This window comes from Malonomonas rubra DSM 5091 (assembly GCF_900142125.1).
GTDB lineage: Bacteria > Desulfobacterota > Desulfuromonadia > Desulfuromonadales > Geopsychrobacteraceae > Malonomonas > Malonomonas rubra.
The window spans coordinates 46,146-71,976 of record NZ_FQZT01000007.1; the positions used below are offsets into that span (position 1 = coordinate 46,146).

The 25,831-nt window shown below is 51.7% G+C and carries 21 protein-coding genes and 1 tRNA gene; 9 read left to right on the forward strand and 13 right to left on the reverse strand.

Translation table 11 applies throughout. The annotated features are described in order from the left end of the window. The first annotated feature begins 40 nt into the window (after nt 1-40). From BUB13_RS10625 to BUB13_RS19400, 7 genes are all read left to right on the forward strand, one after another. Nucleotides 41-1,903 (forward strand): glycosyltransferase family 39 protein, encoded by a 1,863-nt coding sequence (locus BUB13_RS10625; protein ID WP_072908735.1) that lies wholly within the window; start codon nt 41-43, stop codon nt 1,901-1,903. A 5-nt stretch (nt 1,904-1,908) separates the two neighbouring features. Further along, complete coding sequence (locus BUB13_RS10630; RefSeq protein ID WP_139249354.1) at nt 1,909-2,736, forward strand: ElyC/SanA/YdcF family protein; 828 nt, start codon at nt 1,909-1,911, stop codon at nt 2,734-2,736. Nucleotides 2,737-3,039: 303 nt separating this feature from the next. Continuing rightward, the gene (locus BUB13_RS18805) at nt 3,040-3,210 is read left to right on the forward strand and encodes a hydrogen-dependent growth transcriptional repressor (RefSeq protein ID WP_139249355.1); all 171 of its coding nucleotides are present in this window, start codon (nt 3,040-3,042) and stop codon (nt 3,208-3,210) included. A 246-nt stretch (nt 3,211-3,456) separates the two neighbouring features. Then, entirely contained in the window at nt 3,457-6,240 is a 2,784-nt protein-coding gene (gene ileS, locus BUB13_RS10635) for an isoleucine--tRNA ligase (protein ID WP_072908736.1), read from the forward strand. Then, on the forward strand, nt 6,240-6,725 hold the full coding sequence (gene lspA, locus BUB13_RS10640) for a signal peptidase II (RefSeq protein WP_072908737.1): 486 nt from the start codon (nt 6,240-6,242) through the stop codon (nt 6,723-6,725). The genes ileS and lspA overlap by 1 nt, the downstream gene beginning before the upstream one ends. A gap of 48 nt (nt 6,726-6,773) precedes the next feature. Continuing rightward, nucleotides 6,774-7,400, forward strand: coding sequence for a YigZ family protein (locus BUB13_RS10645; protein ID WP_072908738.1), 627 nt, complete (start codon nt 6,774-6,776; stop codon nt 7,398-7,400). 81 nt (nt 7,401-7,481) lie between these two features. After that, nucleotides 7,482-7,610: a hypothetical protein gene (locus BUB13_RS19400; RefSeq protein WP_279625983.1), complete on the forward strand. Its 129-nt coding sequence runs from the start codon at nt 7,482-7,484 to the stop codon at nt 7,608-7,610. A gap of 33 nt (nt 7,611-7,643) precedes the next feature. On the opposite strand, the gene BUB13_RS10650 is transcribed toward BUB13_RS19400, so the two are convergent. Beyond that, on the reverse strand, nt 7,644-7,988 hold the full coding sequence (locus BUB13_RS10650) for an MmcQ/YjbR family DNA-binding protein (protein ID WP_072908739.1): 345 nt from the start codon (nt 7,986-7,988) through the stop codon (nt 7,644-7,646). Beyond that, on the reverse strand, nt 7,978-8,745 hold the full coding sequence (locus tag BUB13_RS10655; protein WP_072908740.1) for a Mut7-C RNAse domain-containing protein: 768 nt from the start codon (nt 8,743-8,745) through the stop codon (nt 7,978-7,980). Before BUB13_RS10655 ends, BUB13_RS10650 begins: the two co-directional genes overlap by 11 nt. Nucleotides 8,746-8,877: 132 nt before the next feature. Between BUB13_RS10655 and BUB13_RS10660 the strand changes: the two genes are divergently transcribed. Next, nucleotides 8,878-10,341, forward strand: a complete 1,464-nt coding sequence (locus BUB13_RS10660) for a SpoIIE family protein phosphatase (protein ID WP_072908741.1) — start codon at nt 8,878-8,880, stop codon at nt 10,339-10,341. 99 nt (nt 10,342-10,440) lie between these two features. Beyond that, nucleotides 10,441-10,517: transfer RNA gene (locus BUB13_RS10665), tRNA-Pro, on the forward strand. Nucleotides 10,518-10,621: 104 nt separating this feature from the next. Here BUB13_RS10665 and BUB13_RS10670 read toward each other — a convergent pair. The 11 genes from BUB13_RS10670 to BUB13_RS10720 form a co-directional block, all read right to left on the reverse strand. Beyond that, nucleotides 10,622-11,386 (reverse strand): endonuclease, encoded by a 765-nt coding sequence (locus BUB13_RS10670; RefSeq protein WP_208610153.1) that lies wholly within the window; start codon nt 11,384-11,386, stop codon nt 10,622-10,624. A 188-nt stretch (nt 11,387-11,574) separates the two neighbouring features. Then, a complete protein-coding gene (locus tag BUB13_RS19275; protein WP_072908742.1) occupies nt 11,575-12,306 on the reverse strand; it encodes a PEP-CTERM sorting domain-containing protein in 732 nt (243 codons plus the stop codon). 597 nt (nt 12,307-12,903) lie between these two features. Further along, nucleotides 12,904-14,097 (reverse strand): KamA family radical SAM protein, encoded by a 1,194-nt coding sequence (locus BUB13_RS10680; protein WP_084092017.1) that lies wholly within the window; start codon nt 14,095-14,097, stop codon nt 12,904-12,906. Between the two features lie 24 nt (nt 14,098-14,121). Further along, a complete protein-coding gene (locus BUB13_RS10685; RefSeq protein WP_072908743.1) occupies nt 14,122-14,484 on the reverse strand; it encodes a hypothetical protein in 363 nt (120 codons plus the stop codon). Nucleotides 14,485-14,540: 56 nt separating this feature from the next. Then, nucleotides 14,541-15,617 carry a KamA family radical SAM protein gene (locus tag BUB13_RS10690; protein ID WP_072908744.1) on the reverse strand — a complete coding sequence of 359 codons (1,077 nt, stop codon included), beginning with the start codon at nt 15,615-15,617 and terminating at the stop codon, nt 14,541-14,543. Nucleotides 15,618-16,291: 674 nt separating this feature from the next. Then, a complete protein-coding gene (locus BUB13_RS10695; protein ID WP_072908745.1) occupies nt 16,292-16,936 on the reverse strand; it encodes an ANTAR domain-containing response regulator in 645 nt (214 codons plus the stop codon). Nucleotides 16,937-16,941: 5 nt separating this feature from the next. Continuing rightward, nucleotides 16,942-20,007 carry a sensor histidine kinase gene (locus BUB13_RS10700; protein ID WP_072908746.1) on the reverse strand — a complete coding sequence of 1,022 codons (3,066 nt, stop codon included), beginning with the start codon at nt 20,005-20,007 and terminating at the stop codon, nt 16,942-16,944. A gap of 94 nt (nt 20,008-20,101) precedes the next feature. Beyond that, nucleotides 20,102-20,563 (reverse strand): chemotaxis protein CheX, encoded by a 462-nt coding sequence (locus BUB13_RS10705; protein WP_161947646.1) that lies wholly within the window; start codon nt 20,561-20,563, stop codon nt 20,102-20,104. A gap of 71 nt (nt 20,564-20,634) precedes the next feature. Continuing rightward, nucleotides 20,635-21,138 carry a chemotaxis protein CheW gene (locus BUB13_RS10710; RefSeq protein ID WP_072908748.1) on the reverse strand — a complete coding sequence of 168 codons (504 nt, stop codon included), beginning with the start codon at nt 21,136-21,138 and terminating at the stop codon, nt 20,635-20,637. Nucleotides 21,139-21,409: 271 nt separating this feature from the next. Beyond that, the gene (locus BUB13_RS10715; protein ID WP_072908749.1) at nt 21,410-23,095 is read right to left on the reverse strand and encodes a sigma 54-interacting transcriptional regulator; all 1,686 of its coding nucleotides are present in this window, start codon (nt 23,093-23,095) and stop codon (nt 21,410-21,412) included. Between the two features lie 163 nt (nt 23,096-23,258). After that, the gene (locus tag BUB13_RS10720; protein ID WP_072908750.1) at nt 23,259-25,508 is read right to left on the reverse strand and encodes a methyl-accepting chemotaxis protein; all 2,250 of its coding nucleotides are present in this window, start codon (nt 25,506-25,508) and stop codon (nt 23,259-23,261) included. Nucleotides 25,509-25,831: the final 323 nt, after the last annotated feature.

Sequence of the window (25,831 nt, forward strand, 5' to 3'; positions counted from 1 at the left end):
TTCGGCAGGATCACTTAACTAATGAAGATGGAATGCAATCATGACCGATACCCCAAAAAATAATCCGGAAACAGAGGAAGGGAAAAAGGCTCCAAACTTCGACGAAGAAATCCTGGACGCCGAACTGATCCCTGAAGACGATAACAAAGCTGAAACAGAGGAAACTCCGGCAACCGATGCTGCTGATGAACAGGAAGAGCCTGAAGATGGCAGTGACCAGGTTGAAGAGGAAGATGAGTCGGATAACGACCTGGAGGATCCTGATGATGAAGACTATGAATACGAGGATGACGAAGACCAGGACGAAGAGACAGACGAGGAAACTGATGAAGCTGCTGAGGATGAGCTAGCAGAGGCAGAAGAAGCTTCCGACGGGGAAGAGCCCGTCGCCGCAGCGGCCCCGGCCGAACCGAAAAAGAAAAATTTCCGCTGGGACAGCATGTTCCTGATGCTGCTGACCTGCATCACCCTGATCCGGCTCGGTTACCTCTACATCACCCCCCTTGATCTCTCAGCCGAGGAAAGTTACTTCTGGGATTGGTCGCGTCATCTCGATCTCGGCTACCACGGCCATCCGCCACTGATTGCCTGGATCAATGCTGCTGCGGCCTCTATCCTCGGCGTCAGCGCTCAGGCGGTGCGCATCCCCGCTGTCATTTTCGGCGGGCTCGGTTTGGTCGGCGTCTACTTCTGTGGCCGCCGCATGTTCAACGGTGAAGTCGCTTTCTGGGCTGTTGCCGCTTGGTTGGCTACCCCGCTGACGGCAGCCATCGGCCTGACCATGAACACAGAAGCACTGCTGCTCTGCTTCTGGTCACTGGCGCTCTATACTCTCTGGCGGACTCTCGATAACGAGCAGCCGAAAACCTTCTGGTGGCTGGCGACCATGCTGATGATTGCCCTGGGCGCACTCAGTTCGCAACTGATGCTGGCCTTCCCGGCGCTGATGTTTGGTTACCTGCTGCTCTCTGCCGACCGCCGTCACTTGGTGAAAAAGTGGCCCTGGCTGATGACCATCGGCTCTATTCTCTGCATTCTGCCGAATCTCTGGTGGAACTATCAGCACCACTGGGCCGGCTTCAAAGTTGCGACAACTGGCAGCACACCGACCCTGATCAGCTATGCTAAGGAGCTGTTTGCCCAGCTGGCCATGCTGACACCGATTACCTGGCTGTTGCTGATCTTTTTATTCTTTTCCTTGCTGCTGCGCTGCTTCCGCTGGCAGAAGCAGACGAAATTTCTTTTCTTCTTCAGCGCTATCGGCTTGATCGCTTATCTCGGCGTCGGCTATAAGCTGGGAGTTGCTCCGAACTGGCCTGCGACTTTCTACCCGGCAGGAATGCTGCTGCTCGCAGCCTGGGGCTGCGGTGAAATCGGTGCCGGTTTTCTCAACGGCTTGCGTAGCTGGTTCCCACGCGGCGTCAAGCTGGGAATCGCCCTGACGTTCATCGCGTACTTGCTCCCCTTCATCCTGCAGCTTGGCTTCCTGCCACTGGGAGAGAAAGATCCGACCGCGCCATTCAAGGGCTGGCAACAACTTGGCAAAGATGTGGGAGAACGATTGCAGAAACAACCGCGAGCGGATGAAACCTTTATCCTCTCCCCCCTGCGCGATTATCCTGCGGCAACTGCCTTTTATGTTCCGGGCAACCCACAGACCTACCAATGGCCCGACAGCACAGAGGCTCATGCCAGCCAGTACACCCTTTGGACCGGGCCGGTCGACAAGCTCGGCTGGGACGCTCTGATTCTGCATGATGCCAACACACCGCTGCCGGAGGACCTGGTTGCCGCATTTGAAAAGATTGCACCACTCGGTGAACAAAGCATCAAAATCGGGGCTGGCGGAGAGCGCAAATACACCATGTGGCGGGGTGAAAACCTGCTTTCCTGGCCGGAGTAATCACAATGCAGAATATCGACAGCTACCTGTTCATGCTGAAAAAATTCCTCGGCAGCCTGATGATGCCACTGCCGCTGGTACTTCTGCTGCTGGTCTGGGCGGTGTTGATGTTGCTGCGCAAAAAGACCCGCTGGCTCGGAGGAATTTTCACTTTGCTGGCAACGGCCTTATTGTTCGCCGCCAGCTACGCTCCGATTGCCAACAGGCTGATCGCTCCACTGGAACAGGAATACCCGGGCTATCAGGTCGCTGCCGAACCGGCTGATTACGTTGCCGTACTCGGTCATGCCCATGCTTCATCCGAAATTCAACCGATCACCAGTCAGCTCAGCCCGACCGGAGTCGTTCGGGTCACCGAAGGGATCCGTATTTATCGCCTCAATCCGGGCAGCAAATTGATTTTCAGCGGCGACAAGTTCGAAGAGCCCTTCAGCTATGCGGAAAAAAGCAGGCAACTGGCGATTTCCCTTGGCGTGCCTGCCGAAGATATCCTGCTGATCGAAGGAGTGAAAGATACCGCCGAAGAAACGCTGGCTCTGGCTGCCGCCTATGCCAACAGCAACCTGGTGCTGGTGACATCAGCCTCTCACATGCCGCGCGCCATGATGCTTTGCAGCAAAGTCGGCCTGCAACCGATTCCGGCTCCGACCAACTACCTGGCCAAACCGGTGAGAAAAAAGCTGCTTTTCCCGAGTGCCCGCACCCTGGCAAAAACACAGTACTGGGCGCACGAGAAGCTTGGCCAGCTCTGGACTCGTTTAACCCTGCACGCGGGAGAAAAGCCAACCCGAGCGGTTTCGGTGCAACCCGCCTCGGAAGACAAAGCCCATTAGGAGCAAACTATGTCCTCGTGACCGTTGGCTCATCGGACAACAGCAAAGTGGGACAAAATGACCCACTTCTCACCTGTTCACTTTTGACCATGTATACAGCTTTTTGAGTCAAATTGGCCGGTCATATCTTTCTTTCGTTTACACAAAAGACCGACAAAAACAGCATAAACATTTGATTTAGCAGAGATTTATAAAAAAGAAGGGTTTCCTTTCAAAAGTTGGCAATAAGTTTGCGTATGTTGTGTCACGTGAACGAAACAAAAAACAGAAAAACCAACTTTGCTTTTTGAAAGGAGCAACATCATGGGTCGCAGAACCGTCAACGCAAAAAAGTTCATCATCTCCTGTCGCGTCAACTCCACCGAAATGGACATGCTGCAGAGCATGGCAAAAGAAACAGATTGCAGCATCTCCGACCTGCTGCGCAAATCGCTCAATGTACTGCAGGAAGAACAAGGTCGCTTGAGCGCCTGATCCCGCTAAATCTCAAGGTATCGACAGCAGCAGGTTTCGGCCTGCGACAATCGTGAACGTTCGGAGGGGACGTTCACTGCTGTCACCCCACCAAAAACCGCAAAAAGTCCCGTATTTCACCGCCTTTCTCCTTGAACTTGCCAGCCGCTTTTGCTAGCCTGCCTGACTAGTCTTTTCAGCTGAACTACGCTTGAGAAACCACGCCAATTCAGTGGTTTTCCAGTCACAATAGAAAGAGGCACAGGCATGGATTACAAAGACACACTCAATCTCCCGCAAACCGATTTCCCGATGCGCGCCAATCTGCCGAATCGCGAACCGCAGATTCTGCAGCACTGGGAAGAGATCGGTCTGAACGATAAGCTGGAAAGCGCCAACAAGGAAAGTGGCAAAAGCTTCATCCTGCACGACGGCCCTCCGTACGCCAACGGCCACCTGCACATGGGGCACGCGCTCAATAAAACCCTGAAAGACATCATCATCAAGAGCAAGCGGATGCAGGGATTCTTCACCCCTTACGTACCAGGCTGGGACTGTCACGGTCTGCCGATCGAGTTGATGGTCGACAAAAAGCTGGGCAAGAAGAAGCGTGAGATGAGCAAGGCGGATGTGCGCCGCGAGTGCCGCGAGTACGCCAAGGAATGGGTCCAGATTCAAAGCGAAGAGTTCCAGCGCCTCGGCATCTTCGGCAACTGGAAAGATCCCTATCTGACCATGAGCACGCACTACGAGGCCCAGACCGCCCGCGAGCTGGCCAAGCTGGCCGAACGTGGTTCGCTGTTCAAAGGCAAGAAACCGATCCACTGGTGCTCCTCCTGCGTCACCGCCCTGGCCGAGGCCGAGGTTGAGTACGCCGATCACAGCTCGCCGTCAATCTTCGTCAAGTTTCCCTACGTCGACGCACTGCCAGCAGAACTTTCCCAGCTTGAAGGCAAAACGCTCAACTTCGTCATCTGGACCACCACCCCCTGGACCATCCCGGCTAACCTCGGCATCTGCCTGAACCCTGAGTTGCCCTACGTGGTGGTCGAAGCAAGCGGCGAGCTGCTGGTGCTGGCTGAAGGACTGGTCGAGTCGGTGATGAAGACTCTCGGGGTTGAGGATTTCTCCATCGCCGCAACCTTCGAAGCGGCGATCTTCGAGAAGAAAAACTGCAAGCACCCGCTCTACGAGCGCAATTCGAAAATCATCCTCGGCGACCACGTCACCCTCGAAGCCGGTACCGGCTGCGTCCACACTGCGCCCGGCCATGGTCAGGATGACTACATCGTCGGCCTCAAATACGGCCTGGAGATCTTCAACCCGGTCGACGACTACGGCCGCTACCGCGACGATCTTGAAATCTTCGGCGGCATGAAGCTTAAAGACGCCAACCCGGCCGTTTGCGAGAAGCTGGAAGAGGTCGGTGCGTTGCTGAAACAGAGCGAAATAAGCCACAGCTACCCGCACTGCTGGCGCTGCAAGAAGCCGATCATCTTCCGCGCTACCGAGCAGTGGTTCGTCGGCATGGAGCAGAACGACCTGCGCAAAAAGGCGCTGGCCGAAATCGATAAAGTCGAGTGGATCCCGAGCTGGGGCCGCGACCGCATCTACAACATGGTCGAAGGCCGCCCCGACTGGTGCATCAGCCGCCAACGTAGCTGGGGTGTGCCGATCACCGTCGCCTACTGCGAGAAGTGCGGCGAAGACCTGTGCGACGGTGAAACCATGCACTACATCGCCGACCAGTTCGAAGAGACCGGTAGTGATGTCTGGTTTGAAAAGGATGCCAGCGAACTGCTGCCGCCCGGCACCACCTGCCCGAAGTGCGGTCACGACAAGTTCACCAAAGAGACCGACATCCTCGACGTCTGGTTCGACTCCGGTGTCTCCCACGCCGCGGTCTGCGAATACCGCGACTACCTGCACAGCCCGGTCGATCTTTACCTGGAAGGGTCCGACCAGCACCGCGGCTGGTTCCACTCCAGCCTGCTGGAATCGGTTGGCAGCCGCGACCGCGCGCCTTACAAGGCCGTATTGACCCACGGTTTCGTGCTCGATAAAGACGGCCGGCCGATGTCGAAGTCCCTCGGTAACGTCATCAAACCGGAAGAGATCATCAAAAAGTACGGTGCCGAAATCCTGCGCATGTGGGTTGCGGCGACTGACTACCGCGACGACATCCGTCTCGGAAACGAGACCCTGCAGCGGCTGTCGGATGCCTATCGCCGCATCCGTAACACTGCCCGTTACCTGCTCGGCAACCTCGCCGGCTTCGATCCGGCAACTGACATGGTCGCTGACAGCGAGCTGTTGGAACTGGATCGCTGGGCGCTGTCGAAGCTGTCCGGACTGGTAAAAAAGGTCGAACAGGCCTACGAGAAGTATGAGTTCCACGTTATCTACCACGCAGTACATAACTTCTGCTCTATCGACCTGTCGGCTTTCTATCTCGACATCCTCAAAGACCGGCTCTACACCAGTCCGAAGTCGAGTGTCGAATACCGCAGCGCGCGTACCAGCATGTACCTGCTGCTCGACGCTATCACCCGGATGATTGCACCGGTGTTGACTTTCACCGCCGACGAAATCTGGCAGGGAATGCCGGGTGAGCGGGAGGACAGTGTCCACCTGGCAGGTTTCCCGGAGACAATGGAGCAGCGTTACGATGCCGAGCTGGAAGCTCGTTACGGCCAGATTCAGAAGGTTCGTGCCGAGGTTTCCAAGGTCCTGGAAAAGGCCCGTGCCGAAAAGCAGATCGGCCAGTCGCTGGAAGCGAAAGTCAGCCTGCAGGTACCGGAGAGCGTCAAAACACTGCTGGAAGAATACAGCGAGCAACTGCCAAGCCTGTTCATCGTTTCGCAGGTCGAACTGGTTGACGAACTGGCCGACGGTGCCGATGCCGAGCAACTGGCTGGCCTGAAGCTGAAGGTACAACCGGCCGACGGTGAAAAGTGCGAGCGTTGCTGGAACTTCGCTACCAGTGTTGGCGAGAATAGTGAGCACCCGAGCATCTGCAACCGCTGTGCAGCAGCCCTGAGCGCGGAGTAATGGGAAACTACAGGATTTTCACCCTGACAGCAGTCATCAGCCTGATTGTTGACCAGCTGACGAAAATCTACATCGACAGCTCATTTACGCTGTACGAATCGATCACGGTGATCGAAAACTTTTTCAACATCACCTACGTACGCAATCCCGGCGCCGCGTTCGGCATTCTCTCCGACAGCGCGGTGCGGATTCCGTTTTTCATCAGCGTTTCGGTTGTTGCCAGCATCGGCATCCTCTGGTACCTGCGCAAAATCGATGCGGGCGACCGCTGGCAACATTTTGCCCTCGGCCTGATTTTCAGTGGCGCCGTCGGCAACCTGATCGACCGGGTGCGGCTGGGAGAGGTGATCGACTTTCTCGACGCCCACTGGTATGGGACACACTGGCCTGCCTTCAATGTTGCCGACAGCGCCATCTGTGTCGGCGTTGCCCTGATGTTCCTCTGCACTTGGCGCGACGAACGGAAAAAGCAACAAACAACCTGAAACGATCCCCTTCTTTCTACAGAAGGGGATTTTTTTCTGGACCTACAAATGACACAAAACCGCTACCCCATACCGGCAGGATTCCATCGCAGCGAAATAGAGGTGCAGCGCAGCCGCTTTATCACCAGTATTGAACCGGTGGATTCTGCGGAAGCGGCACTGAAGTTCGTTGCCAGGTTGAAACAGGAATTCCCCGACGCCAACCATAACTGCTGGGCTTACCTGGTCGGTCCGCCCGGCAGCAGCGACCGCATCGGCTTAAGTGATGACGGCGAGCCACACGGCGCCGCGGGCAAACCGATGCTGACGGTGCTGCAACATGGCAATATCGGCGATATTGTTGCCGTCGTCACCCGCTACTTCGGCGGCATCAAGCTCGGCAAGGGGGGCATGGTCAAAGCCTATACCCAAGCGGTGCAGACGGCACTGGAGCAGTTGGAAAAGGTTGAAAAGATAGATTGGTACTCTGTCACGATCGCCTTCGACTATGCCCACTTGAACAGCATCGAACGTGTGCTGCCCGATTTCGAAGCTGAAATCGTTGCGCGCAATTTTGCGGATAAAATCGAGCTGGAATTGAAATTACCGCTGGAGCAGGCTGAGCTCTTACGTGACGCCCTAACCAACCTGACTGCCGGGAAAATCAGCTTTCAAACTGAAGACTTGGCCGACTGACACTTAAGAAAACATCGACATCACCACAGAGCGCTGATAAGATGCGGCATTAATATTTGGATTGCACAAGGAGGAGACATCATGATCCGCATTTTCCTGATCCTGCTGCTGGTTTCCAGCCTGTTTATCTCCGGTTGTGAGTGTACGGCCGGCTTCGGTCGCGACCTGCAGAAAGCAGGCAGCTGGATTGAACGCAACAGCAGCCGCTGAGGTCACGAACCCCATCCTCTCTGGATGGGGTTTTTACTGCGGCCGTTTCGCCTTCGGCAGTCCCCTGACCACCAGTTCGTAAGAATCATCGATCATCATTTTTATTTCTTCATCCGGAACTGATCCATCCAGCACCAGCGTATTCCAGTGCCGCTTGTTCATATGCCAACCGGGCTGCACGGCACCGTACTGATCCCGTAACACTTCAGCCCTGACAGGATCGCATTTCAGGTTGATCCACAACGGGTCCTTCTGCGTAGCGACGATGGCAAACATTTTTCCACCAACTTTCAGCACCAGCGAAACCCGGTCAAAAGGAAAATCTTCTGCTGCTCCCGGCTTACTCAGCAGGTAGCCTCGCAACGCTTCAAAATCCACTGCTTCCTCCCTTTTCTGTCGGCCCCAGTCGCTGCTGCAGCCAGGCAGCTATTTTTTTGTAATGTGACCCCTGCCAATAAAGCTTTTCACAACTGCTACAGATATAAAACTGGGAATAGTAGCGTGCCGTTTTCGGCTGCAAGCGCTGCCGGATGCGCTCCTTCTCAATTTCACGCAACTGCCCGTTACAGCTCGGGCAACGGCTTTGTGGAGAGATCCGGTCGTACAGGTCATATCGGCCCAGAACTTCCCGAACCTGCTCATCCACCAGTTGCGATCCAACCAGATAGCCATGTTTGACACAGGCATGTTTGAGAATCCCGCGGTCACGGGTGAGGATGATCAAACCGTCATCAAGCGCCAGCTTGATTATCTCCGGATCAGCATAGTCGTTACGATAGCGACAGTCGAAGCCGAGCATGCGCAAGCGCCGGGCAAGTTTCCCCAGATGGACATCAAGCACAAAGCCAAGTGGCTCTGGTGGCGGCAACGTCAGCTTGGCCGAGGGCGAAGCAGCAACAAAGTCACCAACCGGGTAGACAGCAACAGGATCGCCATCCTGCAAGTGATAACTGAAAGACACCGGGCTGCCAGCAACGAGAATCAGATCAACTTCGGTATGGGGGACACCGAGGGCCTCAATCGCATCCTTAATCGCCGGGTTCTGCTGAAAAGAATAATCGTGCCCTTCTGCTCCTCGGCCTGCGACCATTGCCTGCAACCGGCCAAAAAATTTGAAGTTCGCGGAATTGAACATCACCAGACCCCCCTTATCTACATCATTACCAGTTTAGCATTCCTGTAGAAAATGTTGGTCTGCCAGCAACAGCGGCATTGGCATCCGGCTTAAAAAAGCTAAAATAGAAACAGACTGTTTCAAGGAGTGAGTATGGACGAGCTGCGGGCGTTTCTTGCCGCTATAGTTGAATCGTCCGATGATGCCATCATCGGGCTCAACCCACAGGGGCGCATTTTCAGCTGGAACCTGGGCGCACAGCAGATCTACGGCTACCGTAGTGAAGAGGTGATCGGTCAATCGATTTCACTGATCTCGCTACCCGAGCGCAGTGATGAAATCCACCGCTTGCTGGCAAGACTGAAGAGCGATTCACCAGTGCGCCACAACAACAGTATCCATCTGCACAAAAAAGGGCACTGTATCTACGTTTCGCTGTCGGTCTCCCCGGTTATCGATCGGCCGGGCAAGCTGCTCGGTGCATCGGTCATCGTTCGCGACAACACCCGCCAGTTAAAAGCCGAAGAAGCCCTGCAGGAAGCGGAAGAAAAATACCGACAACTGTTCTACGCCGAACAGGACGCCATCATCCTGTTTGAAAAAGAGAGTGGCCGCATACACGACCTGAACGAATCAGCGTTGCAGTTGTACGGTTATCCGCGCAATGAGTTTTTACAATTGCGGATTTCAGAGCTGATCGTCGAAGGCAGCGGCAGCCAGCTGAGCAGGCAACGCAGCACCGCACGGCACAGGCGCAGTAACGGTCAACAGTTTGCCGCTGAGATCTCCGTCGGCAATTTACGGCTGAAAGGCTGCGACATGCAGGTCATGATTGTTCGCGATATCAGTGACAAGAGGCAGCATCAGCTTTTGCGGCAAAGCCTGGCGCTGGCCAAGGAATTCCAGCAACGCTTGCTCCCGGCCCAAACCCCGCAATTACCGGGATACGACATCTTTGTCCAGTCACACTATTGCCAGGAAGCAGGTGGCGATTACTATGATTTTTTCCCGCTACCGAAAGAGAACGCCCAGGACCTGGCCTTTGCTGTTGGCGATGTCTCCGGCCATAACGTCGGCGCAGCGCTGCTGATGTCGTTGACCAAAGGAGTTCTGCAGACAGAAGCCCGACATAGCTTGATGAAGCCGGATAGGCTGTTGCAGGTTCTCAACGACCACCTTCTGAACAGCGCCACAGACAGCAGCTTTCTCACCCTGTTCTTCGGCCGCATCGACAACAAAAAGAAGCAACTGCACTGGAACAGCGCCGGCCACGGGCCCGTCTTCTGCTACTGTCGACACGAAAATAAGATCATCGAACTGGCACCGAACGACATCCCCCTGGGAATCGCCGCCAAAGCCAATTATTACAATCCGCCCCCCCTGCAGCTGCATCCTGGCGACATTCTGCTGATCGGCACCGATGGTCTCTGGGAAACCCAGAACCTGCGAGGAGAATTGTTCCGTTGCGCCCGGTTGCGACAGATTCTCGCCTCGCACCGCGACAAAGACGCCGCCAGCCTCTATCAGATCATCATGCAGAAGATCAACGATTTTCGCGCCACCCCAACCGCTGAAGATGACATGACCCTGATGGTCATTAAGCTGGCAGAAGCCTGAAAACAGCCATTTTCACGCAAACAATCTGGGGGAGGAAAATATCTTGCTTTTCGATTTGAAGGGTGCTAAAAGTATCCGCCGTACTTCAGGAACGATTGTCGGGGCGTAGCGCAGTCTGGTAGCGCACATGCTTCGGGAGCATGGGGTCGGAGGTTCAAATCCTCTCGCCCCGACCATTATTCTTTGAAGTTATTCAACCACTTAGGCTGAGACTCGATGTCTTGGCCTTTTGTGTTTCTGGGGTTGAAGTTTCCTTGGTGACTACACGCTCTAGATTGCATCACAGGGGAAACCAAAACACCCCACCATAGCCACCCAAACACCTTCGGTTCACAAAAAAATTCTCGTTCCCCTGAATAGCCCGAACCCGCCTTTCCTTCTCGCACTCCCACTCGTCGACAGGGTCTTGCTTATCCCAAGCATCGAATAGCTTCCTGTTCTTCACGCTGACAATTCCACGCTCTGGATAGGCATCACTCATGTAGAAATAGATCCTGGCAATATCGCCGCGCACATCTTCTGGGGGTTCAATTTTCTGATTGGCGATCTCCATATCGCAAAGCCCGAAGCGTCTTTCCTCTCCAGGGATCATTGCAAACGAAGAGCTAGAGCGCTGATCGCTAAGCTCACCGATTGCAGGTACTAAATTGTGCATATCCGCCTGCATATAGCGGAATTGTTTGTTGAGTTTTTCAGCGCACTTGCGGCCCTTGAAAACGTTGCCCTTGCTATCTACGCAGGTCGGATCACCTTCACGCCATTCTTTGAAGCTCTGCCCAAAAACATGAGCAGGGACAACATGCTCCCACACCAATAGGTTAGCTCGCTTATTGTCTTTTACCGGCACATATCCAGCAGCGTGAAAAACCTGCTTGCCTGAATTGAATGTGGAGCCGCAATAGAACGTCTGATCCCGGTCAGCATAAATTTGTTTCAGAAGGATATTCTCTGCCTTGCTGAAAGACTGAATGCTTTCATTCCCACCACTTAAGGCAATGGAAGGACCGAGCAAGGCCACGACGACAAACACCAAAAACCTTCGCACCTGCACCTCCGCAGATATGGCACTAACCACCTATTTGCTGTAACGATTCAACAACATCGCTGCCGCTATTATAAAACAAAACAGCCAGCCCTGCGCTAGGGATGGCTGCTCTGAAAACTCACTACATTTGACACAAAAAAAGCGGAGCCATTTCTGGCCCCGCTTCGATTTGTGTATGTAAAGATACACTATGCTTTCTTTCGCTTTCGTCCGTACCAACCGAGACCCAAGAGGCCACTGCCGAGGAGAAGAACGGTTGAGGGTTCGGGGACGGGAGCCACTTCCGAATAATTAACATTTGCGAGAAAACGGAATGACGAATATTGCTGTGACCCGACAAATTCCGTTGTGTAACCATTAATGCCTGCGTTTGTGTCGTTCACAATAATTGACAGGGTATTTGTTCCTTCCATAAGAAAGCTTGAAAGGTCGAAACTATAGGGGCCACCGGGATTGCCATCATATCCGTAGTTTGCGACAAAGGAGAGTCCAGTCTCATGGTCGGGATAGGTTGTCCCCGACGTCTCAAATAATGGCTTAGCCCAGTCAAATTCGCCTATTCCCGGGGCAAATATCCCTACAAGTTGAAATAATTGATCGTTTATCAAGAGGGCTGCTCTGTCGTCTGCGCCAAAAGCTGATACTTCTATCGTCGCAGGGAGAAGAGAGTCAATGTTGCTTACTGTAAATTCAAAATCGGCTTGCCACCAACCGCTAAAATCAGAAACCGTTCCACCGTAGACCCCAAAGGCATTTACTCCATTATAATTGGGGCTAAGGCTGTTCGTCCCATCTGAAAAGACCCAGTCGTTTTGATTTGTTGGAGTTGCCCCAACGTCAATTGTTGCGGCATTTACGGCAAAGCCGGCCAAAAGAATTGCCAATACTAACGACATTGATAAAGTACATTTCAAACGCATGGTCTCCTCCTGCTGAAAAGAAAACTGACAACAAAAAGTGAAGTGCAAAAAAAATACCTTCATAAATTCACAAATATTGCCGGGAAGTTGCTAATATGTAACTGGTTTCATCTCAATTCAGGTAAATCTGTTCGACATTTTCTAGCTTCCCACTTGAATATATACCTTGTTGCCAGAACAGGAATCATCTGAATTGATAAAGTCATGAAGCAGGAAAGCCGCCGGCAACGATGCGACGGCTTTTTTTGACATTCACTACATTTAAGACGCAAAAGGCCACAGGAGTCCCTGCGGCCTTTCATAACTGTGTCCAGACATAACTCAGGTCAGTGTAGAGCAGCCTCCGCCAAGAATCGTCACCGACAAAAAAAACATCGCAAAACCACCCAGGACTAACACGTGCCGGTGAAACTTCCTTCACAAGCAGAGGAAGGGCAAGTAAAAACAGAGCAGACTAAGCGGTCCCGTCAATATTACCATCACGGTTTTACACCTTGAGCTACGCTGAAAAAGTTGCGGGGAATCTGGCACCAGCCCTTCAAATAAAGAAAACCATAGATGTTTCTCGAAAGCATGCGCTACGCCAGCCCGCAGATGCTAGCCGATCCCCACCTCCGGCAGGTCATCAAGCCAGCCACCATCTTCAGTGAGTTGCCGAACCAGTATCCGTGACGATTCCTCTTCGTGCCCCGGTCGGGCATGCAATTGTTTGAGGATAAGCTTGTCTTCAAATTGTCCACATATTTCCAGTTTGCCGATGTCATGGCCAATGATGAACTTGAAGCGCTTGGCATAGCCGTCCATCTGCTGGCGGGCGGCATCGACTAGCTCAACCCCTTTTTTCAGTGGTACTTGAAAGTGATGCCGGACTCGCTCGACCGGCATACATTGATAGAGGTAATAAGGGTTTACGCCGATTTCGAGCAGTCCGTTCATCAACTCAACCAAAATGTCGACATCATCGTTCACCCCGCTAAGCAGGACCGCCTGGTTGTTAACGGTAATTCCGGCGCTCCGTAACCGCTTTATCCCTTCCGTCGCCAGCGGTGTGATTTCGTCCGGGTGATTGAAATGGGTCGGCACGAATAAGGTTTTGTGCTGGTTGAACTCGGCCAGAACTTCGATCAGCTCATCTTCAAAAAAACGAATCGGATAGACGACCGGAGCCCGCGAACCGATGCGGACGAATTTGAGATGCGGAATCTCTTTTAACGCATCGAGCATCTTGCGCAAGGTTTCGGTTGGCAACATGAATGGGTCGCCACCGGAGATAACAACGTTGGAAATCTGCGGGTTTCGGGCGATGTATTCGGCTGCCCCCTGAAAGTTTTTCACCGTCTGCTCATTCGGCAAGCCGACCATCCGCTTGCGGAAACAGTGACGGCAATACATGGCACAGTATTCCGTCGCCACCACCAGCGCAGTGTAGGAATACTTGTGCAGAACCCCGTTGCCCTTGTCGTGCTTATCGTCGCCGTAGGGGTCTTTGGTTGTTTCCCCCATGGCGCCAGCAACAACCAGTTCTTCGCTTCCCGGAACACAAAGCTTGCGGATAGGGTCATGCGGGTCATCGCGGTTGATCAGGTTCAGATAATAACGGGGTATGTTCAGCGGGTGCTCCTTAACAACCTTACGCAAATTGTCTTCATCGTCGAAGGACAGGTCGAGGTAGCTTTTCAGTCCGTCGATATCGGTAATGTTATTCTGGAGCTCTTCCTGCCAATCGAGTTGCGCCCAATCGGTTTGCTGCAGATCGAGTGAGCGATAGATTTGTTGTGCAATGTCAAACATTGAGTTTTCCTCTTTGGTAATTGATTACAGCTGGTTCAACAGAAACAAAAATAGAAGGATGAGCCCTCCGAGAAACATGCCGGTGCCCCAGCTTCGCATCTGATGTTTCTGCGTATCTACCTTACGCATTCTCTCATTGATCTGATTCCAGACCTCGGTCTCGCCGATACCGATCGGCAACCTTTTAAGCAAAAGCAGCAACTCGCATGGTTCACCAAGTAGCGTCTTATGTCCAAAGCGCAACTGTAGATAGGGGCCTTGTCGGACAACGCGCAGCCTGTTTGGTGCACAGCCGATGCGAAACAGCTCGCTACGAACCTTGAGGCCATACTCTTCGGCGCGTCGGTTTATTTCAGCAATCGCGTGAATTGTCCTTGGGGCGGTCATCCTCTGTGTCCTCTCGCGGTTTTTGAGCTAGTGATACGGAAGCCTTTAGCCTTTTATTACTCGGGGATATTCGGAATTCTGGTCTGCTCTCCCTTGTGATTGCACAGGGTGTAGTGCTGGGCGTCCTTATCCTTGATGTAGTAGTCCGGCATCAGAGGAATTTTGCCAATGTTGGTCGCCACCACATGCATCGGCTGGGCGAGTCCGGTGGTGTGGCCGCGCAGGGCATCGCGGATCAATTCGGCGCCTTTTTCGACCGGCGTGCGAAAGTGATCGATTCCCGGCGCCGCTTCGCAGTAAAAAACATAGTAAGGCTTGATCCGCACCTGCAGCAGCTTTTGATGCAATGCGCGAAAGGTCTCGACATCATCATTGATCCCTTTGAGCAGCACCGCCTGGTTACCGACGTTGACACCACAGCTGAGCAGTTCGAACACTGCCTTGGCCGTTTCCTCGGTCAGTTCCTTGGGGTGGTTGCACTGGGTGTTGATCCAGATCGGCACCTTGTGATAGCCGCCCAGGACCTTTTTCAGGCCGGCATCGATGCGCTGAGGCAGAACGATCGGTGTCCGGGTACCGAAACGGATCATTTCGACATGCGGCAGTTCACGCAGCTTGCGGATCAGATATTCGAGTTTTTCGTCGGATAAGAGAAAGGGGTCGCCGCCGGTAATAAGCACATCCCGCACCTCAGAATGCTCGGCCAGCCAGAGCAAACCTTCGTCAACGTTGAAGTCGAGCTCAAGATCGCCATCGACCACCAGCTCCTTGCGGAAGCAGTGGCGGCAGTAAATGCCACATACCTGAGTGACGGTAAAAGCGACCCTGTCTTTGTACTGCCTGGCGATACTGTCCGGGCGGACTTCTTCAGTCGCTCGGTTCTCCTTCCAGACCAGGTAATCCTCCATGCCAAACTGATTCTGCTGCTCAAGGGCAGAAGGAATCACCTGACGACGGATCGGGCAGCTCGGGTCGTCCGGGTCCATGAGCGAAGCAAAATAGGGAGTGGTGCCCCAGGTCGTTTTCGTCTCAGTGAGAATTTTTTCTTCCTCGGCAGTGAGATTAATGTGTTGCTTGAGCCTTTCGATACTGTTGACAAATCCTTTGAGTTGACCTTGCCACTCGCCTGACATGGAACATCCTTTCGTAGATTAAGGTTGTGCCAAAGCACACCAAATCCCACAGCGGGAAACAGTCAGAGTGCTTCAGCAGAAGCACCTGCGGCAGGACAAACTAAAGAGATACAGACACACGAATAGAGAAAGACCTTCATTCGCGCAGGAAGTACAGAGGGAGCCAGCAGAGTGCTGATACAGGTGATTATTAATTTGTAAAGAGGCAGGGCCACCCGCACCCGGTATCGCGACGGTACGACGCAATCCAGTGCTGCCCTGTAGGATGAGGGTTCGTCCCGATCATGCCTGGGGCAAAATCGGTCCACCTCGTTTGCGGGTCTATGGTCGGAACATCCTGTGAGGACGCCGCCATGAACTCGAGCACCATAACACAAAGAGGCTCAGACAGCAAATATGGGGAAAGATACTTGAAAAGACATTCCTTGCAACACACTTCAAGCTGCAAGCTTTTCGGCATTTATGTTTCCAAACTGTGGACATTCGGTAAAAGCTGAAGCTTGGGTCTCGGCCCCACCATTATTCTCGGAAACCTTCCGAGCGGTTAGGCTGGGTTTTGGTTTCTTGGCTTTTTGTGCCCCTGCCACAGAATGCTTCTTTCAGCAAATTCGTACCCGCTTTCTCTGACTCTCCCAGACAGACTAAGCTCGATCGCCTTTTGAGTTTTTCTGAAATTACATCTTGTTTTTTACTCTGTCGTAAATATCTGGAAAGTGTTGCTGCATGCAATCATTACAGATCCCGTGGCTGGTAGTGACACTGGAATGTGTCTCCAGATACTTTTCGACCCTTTGCCAAAATCCTTGATCATCGCGAACATTTTTGCAGTAACTGCAAATAGGCAGAATTTCGCGCAATTCTGAAATTTCATTTCTCGCGGCTTTCAGCTCCGCTATGGTTGCGACAAGTTCGTTATTCAGCGTCCTAAGTTCCAAAAGGTCATTGTGGCGGGCGACAGAAATTTCGACCGCTCGCTTCAAACGGTCTACGTTAGGGGGCTTGATCAGGTAGGCTCCAACACCTGCCTCTTTGGCTTCAGCGAGAAACTCAGGGGACTCGTACGCTGTCATCATAACGACAGGAATCTGGAATTGATCTCGTATCTGCCGAGCTGCTTCCAAGCCATCCATAACCGGCATTTTTATATCCAGGATTGCGATGTCTGCTGTTGTCTCATCAATAAGCTCCAGAACCTGCTTGCCGTTCGCAGCAATTCCAACGGATTCATAACCAGCGCGCCGGACAGTATTTTCGACATCCTGCGAAATCAAATACTCATCCTCAGCAATAACGACTCTCAGCTTGGTAACAGGCTCCATATCGATTACTCTTCCTTACTCAAAATTGGAAAACGGATCTCGGTTCTGGCACCGTCAACATTACTGAGTGCAAGCTTGCCTGACAGGCTCATCTCCACGATCCCCTTTACCATCTGCAGTCCAATACCGGTCTCGGGGATAATCCCGTCCAGCAACGATTGCGGATAGCCCGGGCCATTGTCTTGATAGACAAACTGAATCCAGCCTTCTTCGGAGGTTATAGCAACGCTGACCTTTATATCTGATCTATTCCCGGCATATTTAGCCGTATTGGTTGACAGTTCGTTGATGACCAAAGACATGTTATGGGCTTGAGATGCCGCAATGGTAAGAGTCGATTTATCGATAAGGATTTCGGAGTTCAAATCCCTTGGCAGCGTATTTCCGATAATCTGCTGGCAGAGATCTCTAAGCATAACGGGTCGCCATTGGTTACCGGACAGCAGAGAGTGAACGATGCCCAAAGCATTGACCCTGCTGATGATGTCATCGATAAAAAGAGAGTAGGCTTCCATGCTGCGTTTATTGGCTTCAAGGTTGAGCATTGCGATAATTATTGCCAGGTTGTTCTTGACCCGGTGATTGACCTCTTTAAGAAGCAGCCCCCTTTCCTCCGAAAGCTGTTCAGCTTCTTTCCTTAACGCTTCGAGAGAAGCCTCTTTTTCTTTCCGGTCGGTAATATCGCGGGCAATCCCCAGAACACCAATCAGTGTCCCATCTGGAGCGAGCATGGGAGTTTTAATTGTTTCGAGATGTTCCGTATGGCCGTCACTTGCAAAAGGGACAACTTCTTCATTTTTCGTGGGACAACCGGCCAGCATTGCCTTGCGGTCGTTCTCTCGAAAGAAATCTGCCAACGCCTTATCAATAAAGTCGTAATCTGTTTTTCCCTTGATATCCTCCAGTGCCGCCCCAAAAAACTGCTCAAAGCGATGGTTGCAGGCGAGGTATTTTCCGTTCCGGTCCTTCAGCCAAACCATGTCCGGCATCGTATTCACCAGTGTGCGGAGATGGGTCCGTTCAAGAACAAGAGCGTCTTCTGCTTTTTGCCTCTCACTGATGTCATGAATCACTGAGAACAGGACCGGTTTTTCTTCTAACGAAATGAGCGTTGCATAGGTTTCAACTGTCCTGATTTCGCCACCCTTTAAGCGATGTGAAAAAATAAAATGATTGGCTTTGGCCGTTGCAGCCTCGCTGATTTTCTCTGCGACATCTTCATCTGACATAATATTGATGTCAGATATTTTTAATTGCTTCAGTTCATCAATACTGTAGCCATAAAAATCGGCCGCACTCTTGTTTGCATCCAGCAAAGATCCATTTTCCGGGTCAACAAGAAGAAAGACGGCCGCATGACCATGAAAAAGTAAGCGGAAACGGCTTTCACTTGCCTGCAACCTGGCCGTACGTTCAGCAACTTTTTCTTCCAGAATCTGACTATGTTTTTCAACAAATTCGAGGCGCTGAGAAAGGGCGTTCGCCGACTTTTGGAAGTTATTTGAAAGCTGTTGAAATTCAAGAATGTTGCTTTGCGGCCAGGCAATAGTTTCACGGGCGGCTATTTTCCCGGGCAAATCATGGCTAATGCTGGCAAGCCGTTGTGGCATTGACGCTATTAATCGACTTAACCACCACGACAGGAAAATTGAGATGATAAACAGCAAGGCCATGGCGTAAAGCCTGTAAATCGTATCGGCGTAAGCGGCCTGCTGCAGTGGGGCCAGAGGATATTCCATAATCAGCCTCCAACCCCCATTTTTCAATTGCTGTTCAGTGAAATAAGCGGCCCCTTTCCATGTACTCATAATACTGACATGCTTATGGATACCAGGGACACGCAAAGCAACAGCTCCAACCTGTTTGACAGTTGCGCCTTCCTGCAGGTCTGGTATCGGTTGGAGTGGCGTTCTATCTGCCACAGTGCTGATAACAACAGTGCCGGAATGATCAACCAGAGTGTAATTCAGCTCCGGATTGCTGATCACGGTTTCGAGAAATTCTCCCATCTTGTTGAGGTCAATGGCTCCAAGACCAAAACCAAACAAATTCCCCCCTTGAACAACTGGGACTGCGATCGTAAAAATTGGGGAGAAAACACCTCCCCTGCCTTGAAAAACATCTGAGACAACGGGGCCTTTTGTTTGCTGAAGTTCTTCGAAGTATTTTCTGTCTTTAAAGTTCAGCCCGATCGTCGATTCACCTTTTTCATTTAGCGGGGGGGAAAATGCAACCGTTGTTGCATCGCCATCGGCGAGGTAAGCATTGTGAAATTCGGGGAAAACATCGAGAAACTCTTTAAGCTGATTCTGATAATTTGTTGTTGCAGCCTGAGGGCTCCTGCTCCAACCTTCTGCGAGAGAAGTAAGGGCTCTCACTCGATAATCAAACCAGCGGGTTAAAACTCTTTCTGTTGCCTTGGTCTCTTGGGCAAGGGCCTGGATCGCACGCTCGTGCTGTTTTTCCAGTTCATTCTGACCAAAAAAACAAATTGCGATAATGGCAGGAAACAAGAAGGTTGCCGCTATCGTATTCGAAATAACCTGGTAAAGAGGCTCAGACTTTTTGCGCTCAATAATTCCCAGCCACTTCCGAACAGGTAAATGGGACAGGAGAGTACAGGCAATCAGGGCGTTGAAAATTCCATTTAAGGACTGCTTCAGGGCGATGACCAATGTCGACTGTGCCCCAAGCTGCATAATTCCGCCGTAAAAAGCGACAACTAGGGGAATGCCGACACAGAGCCAATAAGCGACCGTAATGATCAAGATATTTGAACGCCCTTTTTTAAGAGCGAGCATGACGAAAGCGGCTTCAGCAGTGAATATGACTATGGCATAAGGGTGATGCCATAGTTGGTAGGTGTAGGTTGAAGCAATGAAAGCGACAATGATGCCCGGAGGCCCCATGAGCCTGAGGGCAATCAGGCTGAAAACACTGCCAAAAATAAAATCGACATTGTAGCTTATCGGCAGGCTGAAGTAATTTCCCGCATAGCCGAGGAGGGAAAACAGGAACAGCAGAAAAGCCTGTTGCGGGAAAGAGCTCTTGCTGGGGCATGATGTTTTCATTGCAATGTTCCGGCTAAATAAAGATTATCAGATTCCACACCAAGCTTTTTCTAGTCGCACCTAGATTATAATACTCGAATTAATCTTGTCAAATTTACTGTAGTTTAGACGCGAGTTGAACCTCGACAAAAAAATCGCCATCATCTGTATAAAACGGAATGGTCACTCTTTCGGTCCCTGGCAGATCCACAGCGGTAAAATCCTGCTTTGAACAGATCATCGGCAGCGAAAGGTTGACGTTGCTCCCCTGCGGGTCAACAAGGGACTTCACCTGTCCGGCCAAGATGTTCGTCAGCTCTCCCACCGCATCGTCTATCTGCTCGTTTTCAACATGTTCCGCTTCAAGAAAGAGAAACAATTTTGTCGTCAGAGCAGCCGTTTCGGCAGGGAGACAGAGGGCAACGTAACCGGAAGTCTGGCCACTGAAATGGACGATCCCCGCCAAACCATCGGCTTCAGGCACATCCGCTCTCTGGAAAGGGGTTCCTGCAGACGCACTCAAGGACACAAAGCTGGAAAAAAGATCCTCAGTTGCCGGGATAAGCGTTTCTACCATGTTCATACGTCCTCACCATCAGTGGTTGAAAAAAGAAGCGGGCAATTGCTGCCAGGACAATAAATCCGGGCCTAAACCGCCAGATCCTGGTGGATTTCCAGCTCTTCATCTTCATCAAGCAAGTTTTTCAAATTCAGAAGAATTTTAACGCTATCGCCAAGTTTCCCGAGCCCATGAATATAGTTTTGCCGGCCGCCTTTGAGCGGCGCGGGCTCTATCTGACTGGTCGGAATTTCGACTACTTCGTTTACCCGGTCGACAACCAGCCCGGTCATCGAATCATCCCCTTTGACGACGATCAGGCAGGTCCGCTCATCGTAGCCCCGCTCCGGCATCCCGAAACGCAAACGGACATCCATGACCGGAATGATGCTTCCCCGTAAGTTGATGACACCCTTAATATGGTTGGGGTGGTCAGGGATCGTTGTAATCAGGGGAATACCGACAATTTCGGTAACCTGGGTAATGTCGATAGCAAAATCTTCATCCCCCAGGTGAAAAGTCAGGTAAAGGTCTTTCTGTGCGTCTTCCATTGTTGCCAGTGGACTATAGATTTCTTTAGCTGCGCGGGTCATTTTCTCTCCTTGAAAGTTGCGGATACTGTTTCCGCTTCCCATAAAGAGCATCCAACGTGCCAAACCGCACGAAGAAGAGTGACCGCGTGATCCAGACAAAAGAAGAAATCGATAAACACAGGCAATAACTGCTTTTTTCCGCTCTATTTCGCGACAAAAAAGCTTGTCAGGGAAGCTGCAGAGATAGGGTAAAGGAGGGCGGTTTTGTGCCTGACACACTTCTGTGCCAGGCGCAGAAGTGTAGCATGACACACTTTTTGTAGAGAAACTGCTAAATGTCGTCGATCCCGAACTCGTCTATTTTCCGATAGATTGTCCTGCGACTTATGCCGAGCAGACGGGCGGCCTTGGCTTTGTTCCCGCCAGTTTTACTCAACGCTGAACGAATCGCTTCGGCATCAACACTCGATGATGCAGACGGTATTTTTTCATGACTGACAAGGGTCAATTCCGCTGGTAGATGACTGGCTTCAACCCGAGTTCCCCGGCACAGGATAAACGCATGCTCAATACAATGTTCCAGTTCGCGGATATTACCCGGCCAATCGTAAGCCATCAATATGCCGAGAACCTCTTCGCTGACATCCTGAATATTGCGGTTTAACCTGATATTCAGCTTGTCTATCAGGTGATCGACCAATGCCGGAATGTCAGTTTTTCTGTTCCGTAAGGGCGGAAGATCGATATTGACAACATTCAGGCGGAAGAATAAATCCTCGCGAAACTCTCCGCTTTCTATCCGTTTTTTCAGGTTACGATTGGTTGCGGCGACAACCCGGACGTCAACCGGAATCCCTTTGATATCTCCGACCCGCTCAACAACCTTTTCCTGCAACACGCGTAGCAGTCGAGTCTGCATCTGCGCCGAGATATCGCCGATCTCATCAAGAAAGATGGTACCGCCATCGGCTGCAACAAAACGGCCGACTTTATCGGTAACAGCTCCGGTGAAAGCCCCTTTAACATGGCCAAACAGTTCGCTTTCGAGCAGGTTTTCCGAAAGAGCCGCGCAATTGACTGTCACCAGAGGGCCTTTGCGGTGACCGGCCTCATGAATTGCTGCAGCGATCAGTTCCTTGCCCGTACCACTCTCCCCGGTGACCAATACTGTTGTTGGCGCATCCGCCAAGCGCTCGATAAGCCCATAAATTTCCTGCATCTTGGGGCTACTGCCGACAATTTTATGAAAGCTTTGGGCTCCTTGAAGGCTTTGCTCCAGGGTGTACAGCCTGGTATTGTCGCGCACAACCAGAACAGCACCGTAGCAAGCCCCTTTGGCGTTATACAGGGGGGAGCAGTGCAAACTGACAACCTGGTCCCTTTTTCCTTTGCAGTCACAGTGAATATGCTCGACGCTGGTGGGGTGCTTCTCTGCAATGGTTTCAGCGATCGTGTCGAAACACTTTTGCGCGCAAAGCTGGTGAGCCGAGAGATTCTTTCCTAATGTCTCTTTTGTGATTCCACAGAGCGTTTGCGCCGCATCGTTAATCGCCAAGACTTTAAACTGGCTATCGACGGTGATAATCGCATCCTGAACGCTGCGGAATATAGCCTCGAGATTCGCCTTGGTCTCTTGCTGCTCATCGGCTAACTGCTTGTATTTCAGAGCCCGCCGGCTGACCCTGGTCAACTCCTGGCCATGAACGGGCTTGGACAGATAATCGTAGGCGCCTAGGCGAACGGCTTCCGTGGCTGAATGCACACTTGGGGAGCCGGTGACCATGATGACAGGGCAGGATGGTTGAGCTTTTTTGACATATTCCAGAAGTTCTATGCCATTTTTCCCATCCAGCAGAATATCCGAAAGAATCAAGTCAAAGCTGTGTTCGTCGATAAAAGCTAAAGCTTCATCGAAAGTAGACGCATTGATAACTTGGCAGCCATCTTTTTTAAGAAAACTGGAAAAGATGTTACGGCTGGTCGTTTCATCATCAACAACTAAAACTTGAGGTGACATAAACTTTCCATCTCCACTCGAAACAAACGATTATTAGCCCTAACTTAACAAAAAAGTCATGAGAAACATAGAAGTTCCTAAAATGGGCAAAAACGGTTTTCCATGGGAGGCGGAAAAAAGGAGGCTCCAGCCAATTCAGCTGGAGCTCTTGAGGAGAGAAGTTCTAAAAACGTCCGAACTCGCTGGCATTTAGCGGCATAAACTGCCGTGGCTGCCTGCTGCCATTATTGGCCATTTCTTCATCCTGAATTGCCTGGGTTTGAGTGGTAATCCCATCGGCAAAAGACAAGCCTTTGAACGAATCGATAATCTGAAATCTGCTCAACACACCTTCGAGGTGATTGGTCTGAGTCGAGAGCTCTTCGGCGATAGCGGCCGTTTCTTCGGCGATGGCCGTTGAGTTCTGATTGACAGCATCCAGCTGGCTGACGCCCTCGGTGACCTGGCTGATCCCTTTTGCCTGTTCATTGCTGGCGACCGCGATTTCTGCGACAAGGTCGGTTACTTTGCTGATCGAATCAACGATGTCGTTGAAAGCGGCCGATGTCTGTTCCGCGATCTGCGTCCCGTTCTGGGTTTTTTCCGTAGAACCTTCGATCAACTCTGCGGTCTCGCGTGCTGCTTCGGCGCTGCGCGCAGCGAGGTTGCGAACCTCTTCGGCAACGACCGCGAAACCCTTGCCGTGTTGCCCGGCGCGGGCAGCTTCAACCGCCGCATTCAAAGCCAGCAGGTTAGTCTGGAAAGCAATCTCATCGATGACTTTTATGATTTTACCGATATTCTGGCCGGCGTCATCAATATCGCGCATTGCGGTGAGCATCGCTGTCATCTGATCGCCGCCGATAGCAGCCTGGTTGCTGGCTTCTTCTGCCAGCTGGTTTGCAACTTTTGCATTCTCGGCATTCTGCAGAGTCTGGCTATCCATCTCGTTCATGGAGCTGCTGATCTCTTCTAACGCAGCGGCCTGCTGGGTGGCACCATTCGATAAGTTGGTGCTGGTTTCCGCTACCTGGATCGCATCGGCTGAAACTTTATGACTGGTCATCTGCACCGTCTGCAGAATACCGGACAGCTTCTGGTTCGCTTTTGCCAGAGGTTCGGCAATCAACCCTTCCGCTTTAAAAGTGAAATCTCCCGCTGCCAACCGCTCAAACGCTGTCAGAACTTCATCGCGCAGGTTGTCGGCGAAGGCGTTCAGCGAACGACTTAACAGGGCGATTTCATCCTTGCCTTTGCTTTCCAGGCGACTGTCGAGGTTACCGGCTTCCATTTCATTCAGCATGCTGACAGTAGACTGCACCGAAAAACTGATTCGTTTGGCCAGGAAATAGGCGATACCACCAAGAACAAGGGTCACCAATGCGAGGAGGCCAACAGTATAGGTCAAAGTCGCCTTGATCTGTTCGTGGCCATGCTCGTGGGCTGCAGCCATCGCCGCGTTCCAGGCAGCCAAATCCTCGGTCAGCACCAGCATGCCGATCGGCTTGCCGGAAAAATCTTCAACACGCCGTGTGTAGACACTGTGAGTTTCTGTCTCGTACTGAGAATCTGTCTGGGCAAATGCCTGCGAGAATTCTTCCTGCTGGTAGGTTTTCGACAAAATTGTCGGATCGGAACTGCAAACCTGTACCCAGGCGTTATCGATCACTGGAAACTTTTGCGGGTCATCAAGCTTTTTCGCAATACTGAGCTTGCTGGCCGGCATCACCAGGCTGATGGTCATCCCTTCAGCTAACTCGGTTTCTTCGACCAACTTGCCGTAGGAAGAATAAATTTCGATAGAGCCCGCATGCTCACCGGACAGGTTGTTTACCGGCACGATCCCGCGGATGACAAAACCGCCGATCCCAAGCTCAAGGCCCTGCAGAGGTTTCTGATTGCGATTGGTATTCACAACCATTTCCCGGAAACCGGAAAGATCGTCCGAGATATCCAGTTTTTTTCCGTTTCGCTTTACCTGCCAACCGTCTCGCCAGACCCGGGCAAAAGATCGATTGTTGGCAAGGTGAAAATGCGCCCGCAGATCCTGGTTGCCGGTCAGCCGAACAAAGGAATCTTCGATTGGGGTGAAATTGTCTTTAAGAAAATTGCGCGCCTCTCTCACCTGAGGATCCGTATCCAGATCAAGACTCCCCTGCTGAGCTTTTGTGTATGCCTCTTTGACAAAATCAAGAGACGAAATGACCGCAGCCTGCTCTTGATGCAGCTTGGCATTGATGGCAGAGGATTTAACAATTTTAGAGAGCTTCTCCTGGGCCAGCACGCTGTGTTCTCCCGCACGCAAAGCCTCTTCTCTTTCCATCCCCGTCGCAACCAGAATATCTGTCTTGTAATAGGTCATAAACCCAAGAGCAAGAGATGCGATGACGAGAGAAATAAAAATTGGCAGAAAGATTTTTCCGAATAGCTTCACTTTTATTCTCCATAAGTATGAGTCTGTTTCTGTAAAGGGCGAAAGCAAACATGCTCTCTCGACCTGGAACCATCGACTGTGCGCCCAAACGTTTACCATCTGCTCAGTCCTTTATGGCAAAAGCCAGACCAATGAAGAAAATGTACTCTTACTTTTTGCGGATAGAATTTTAAAGTACTGATTTTATTTAGATTATCTTGAAAAGATTTTTCTGTGGAAGAAACTTCGAGGCGATTTGAAAGGCGTGCCTAAGGAGCACAGAACTGTGTCATGGCACAGTTCCGCTCTGGCGCATAAGTGTGCCATGGCACACCTGTCGATCC

Coding starts and splice junctions, on each gene's coding strand:
- BUB13_RS10655 (WP_072908740.1), bottom strand. CDS start 8,745: ATGTTCAATTCCGCGAACTTCAAATTTTTTGGCCGGTTGCAGGCAATG.
- BUB13_RS10685 (WP_072908743.1), bottom strand. CDS start 14,484: ATGACCGCCCCAAGGACAATTCACGCGATTGCTGAAATAAACCGACGC.
- BUB13_RS10695 (WP_072908745.1), bottom strand. CDS start 16,936: ATGGAGCCTGTTACCAAGCTGAGAGTCGTTATTGCTGAGGATGAGTAT.
- lspA (WP_072908737.1), top strand. CDS start 6,240: ATGGGAAACTACAGGATTTTCACCCTGACAGCAGTCATCAGCCTGATT.
- BUB13_RS10660 (WP_072908741.1), top strand. CDS start 8,878: ATGGACGAGCTGCGGGCGTTTCTTGCCGCTATAGTTGAATCGTCCGAT.
- ileS (WP_072908736.1), top strand. CDS start 3,457: ATGGATTACAAAGACACACTCAATCTCCCGCAAACCGATTTCCCGATG.
- BUB13_RS10645 (WP_072908738.1), top strand. CDS start 6,774: ATGACACAAAACCGCTACCCCATACCGGCAGGATTCCATCGCAGCGAA.
- BUB13_RS10680 (WP_084092017.1), bottom strand. CDS start 14,097: ATGTTTGACATTGCACAACAAATCTATCGCTCACTCGATCTGCAGCAA.
- BUB13_RS18805 (WP_139249355.1), top strand. CDS start 3,040: ATGGGTCGCAGAACCGTCAACGCAAAAAAGTTCATCATCTCCTGTCGC.
- BUB13_RS10710 (WP_072908748.1), bottom strand. CDS start 21,138: ATGACCCGCGCAGCTAAAGAAATCTATAGTCCACTGGCAACAATGGAA.
- BUB13_RS10630 (WP_139249354.1), top strand. CDS start 1,909: ATGCAGAATATCGACAGCTACCTGTTCATGCTGAAAAAATTCCTCGGC.
- BUB13_RS10705 (WP_161947646.1), bottom strand. CDS start 20,563: ATGGTAGAAACGCTTATCCCGGCAACTGAGGATCTTTTTTCCAGCTTT.
- BUB13_RS19275 (WP_072908742.1), bottom strand. CDS start 12,306: ATGCGTTTGAAATGTACTTTATCAATGTCGTTAGTATTGGCAATTCTT.
- BUB13_RS10625 (WP_072908735.1), top strand. CDS start 41: ATGACCGATACCCCAAAAAATAATCCGGAAACAGAGGAAGGGAAAAAG.
- BUB13_RS10690 (WP_072908744.1), bottom strand. CDS start 15,617: ATGTCAGGCGAGTGGCAAGGTCAACTCAAAGGATTTGTCAACAGTATC.
- BUB13_RS10700 (WP_072908746.1), bottom strand. CDS start 20,007: ATGAAAACATCATGCCCCAGCAAGAGCTCTTTCCCGCAACAGGCTTTT.
- BUB13_RS19400 (WP_279625983.1), top strand. CDS start 7,482: ATGATCCGCATTTTCCTGATCCTGCTGCTGGTTTCCAGCCTGTTTATC.
- BUB13_RS10715 (WP_072908749.1), bottom strand. CDS start 23,095: ATGTCACCTCAAGTTTTAGTTGTTGATGATGAAACGACCAGCCGTAAC.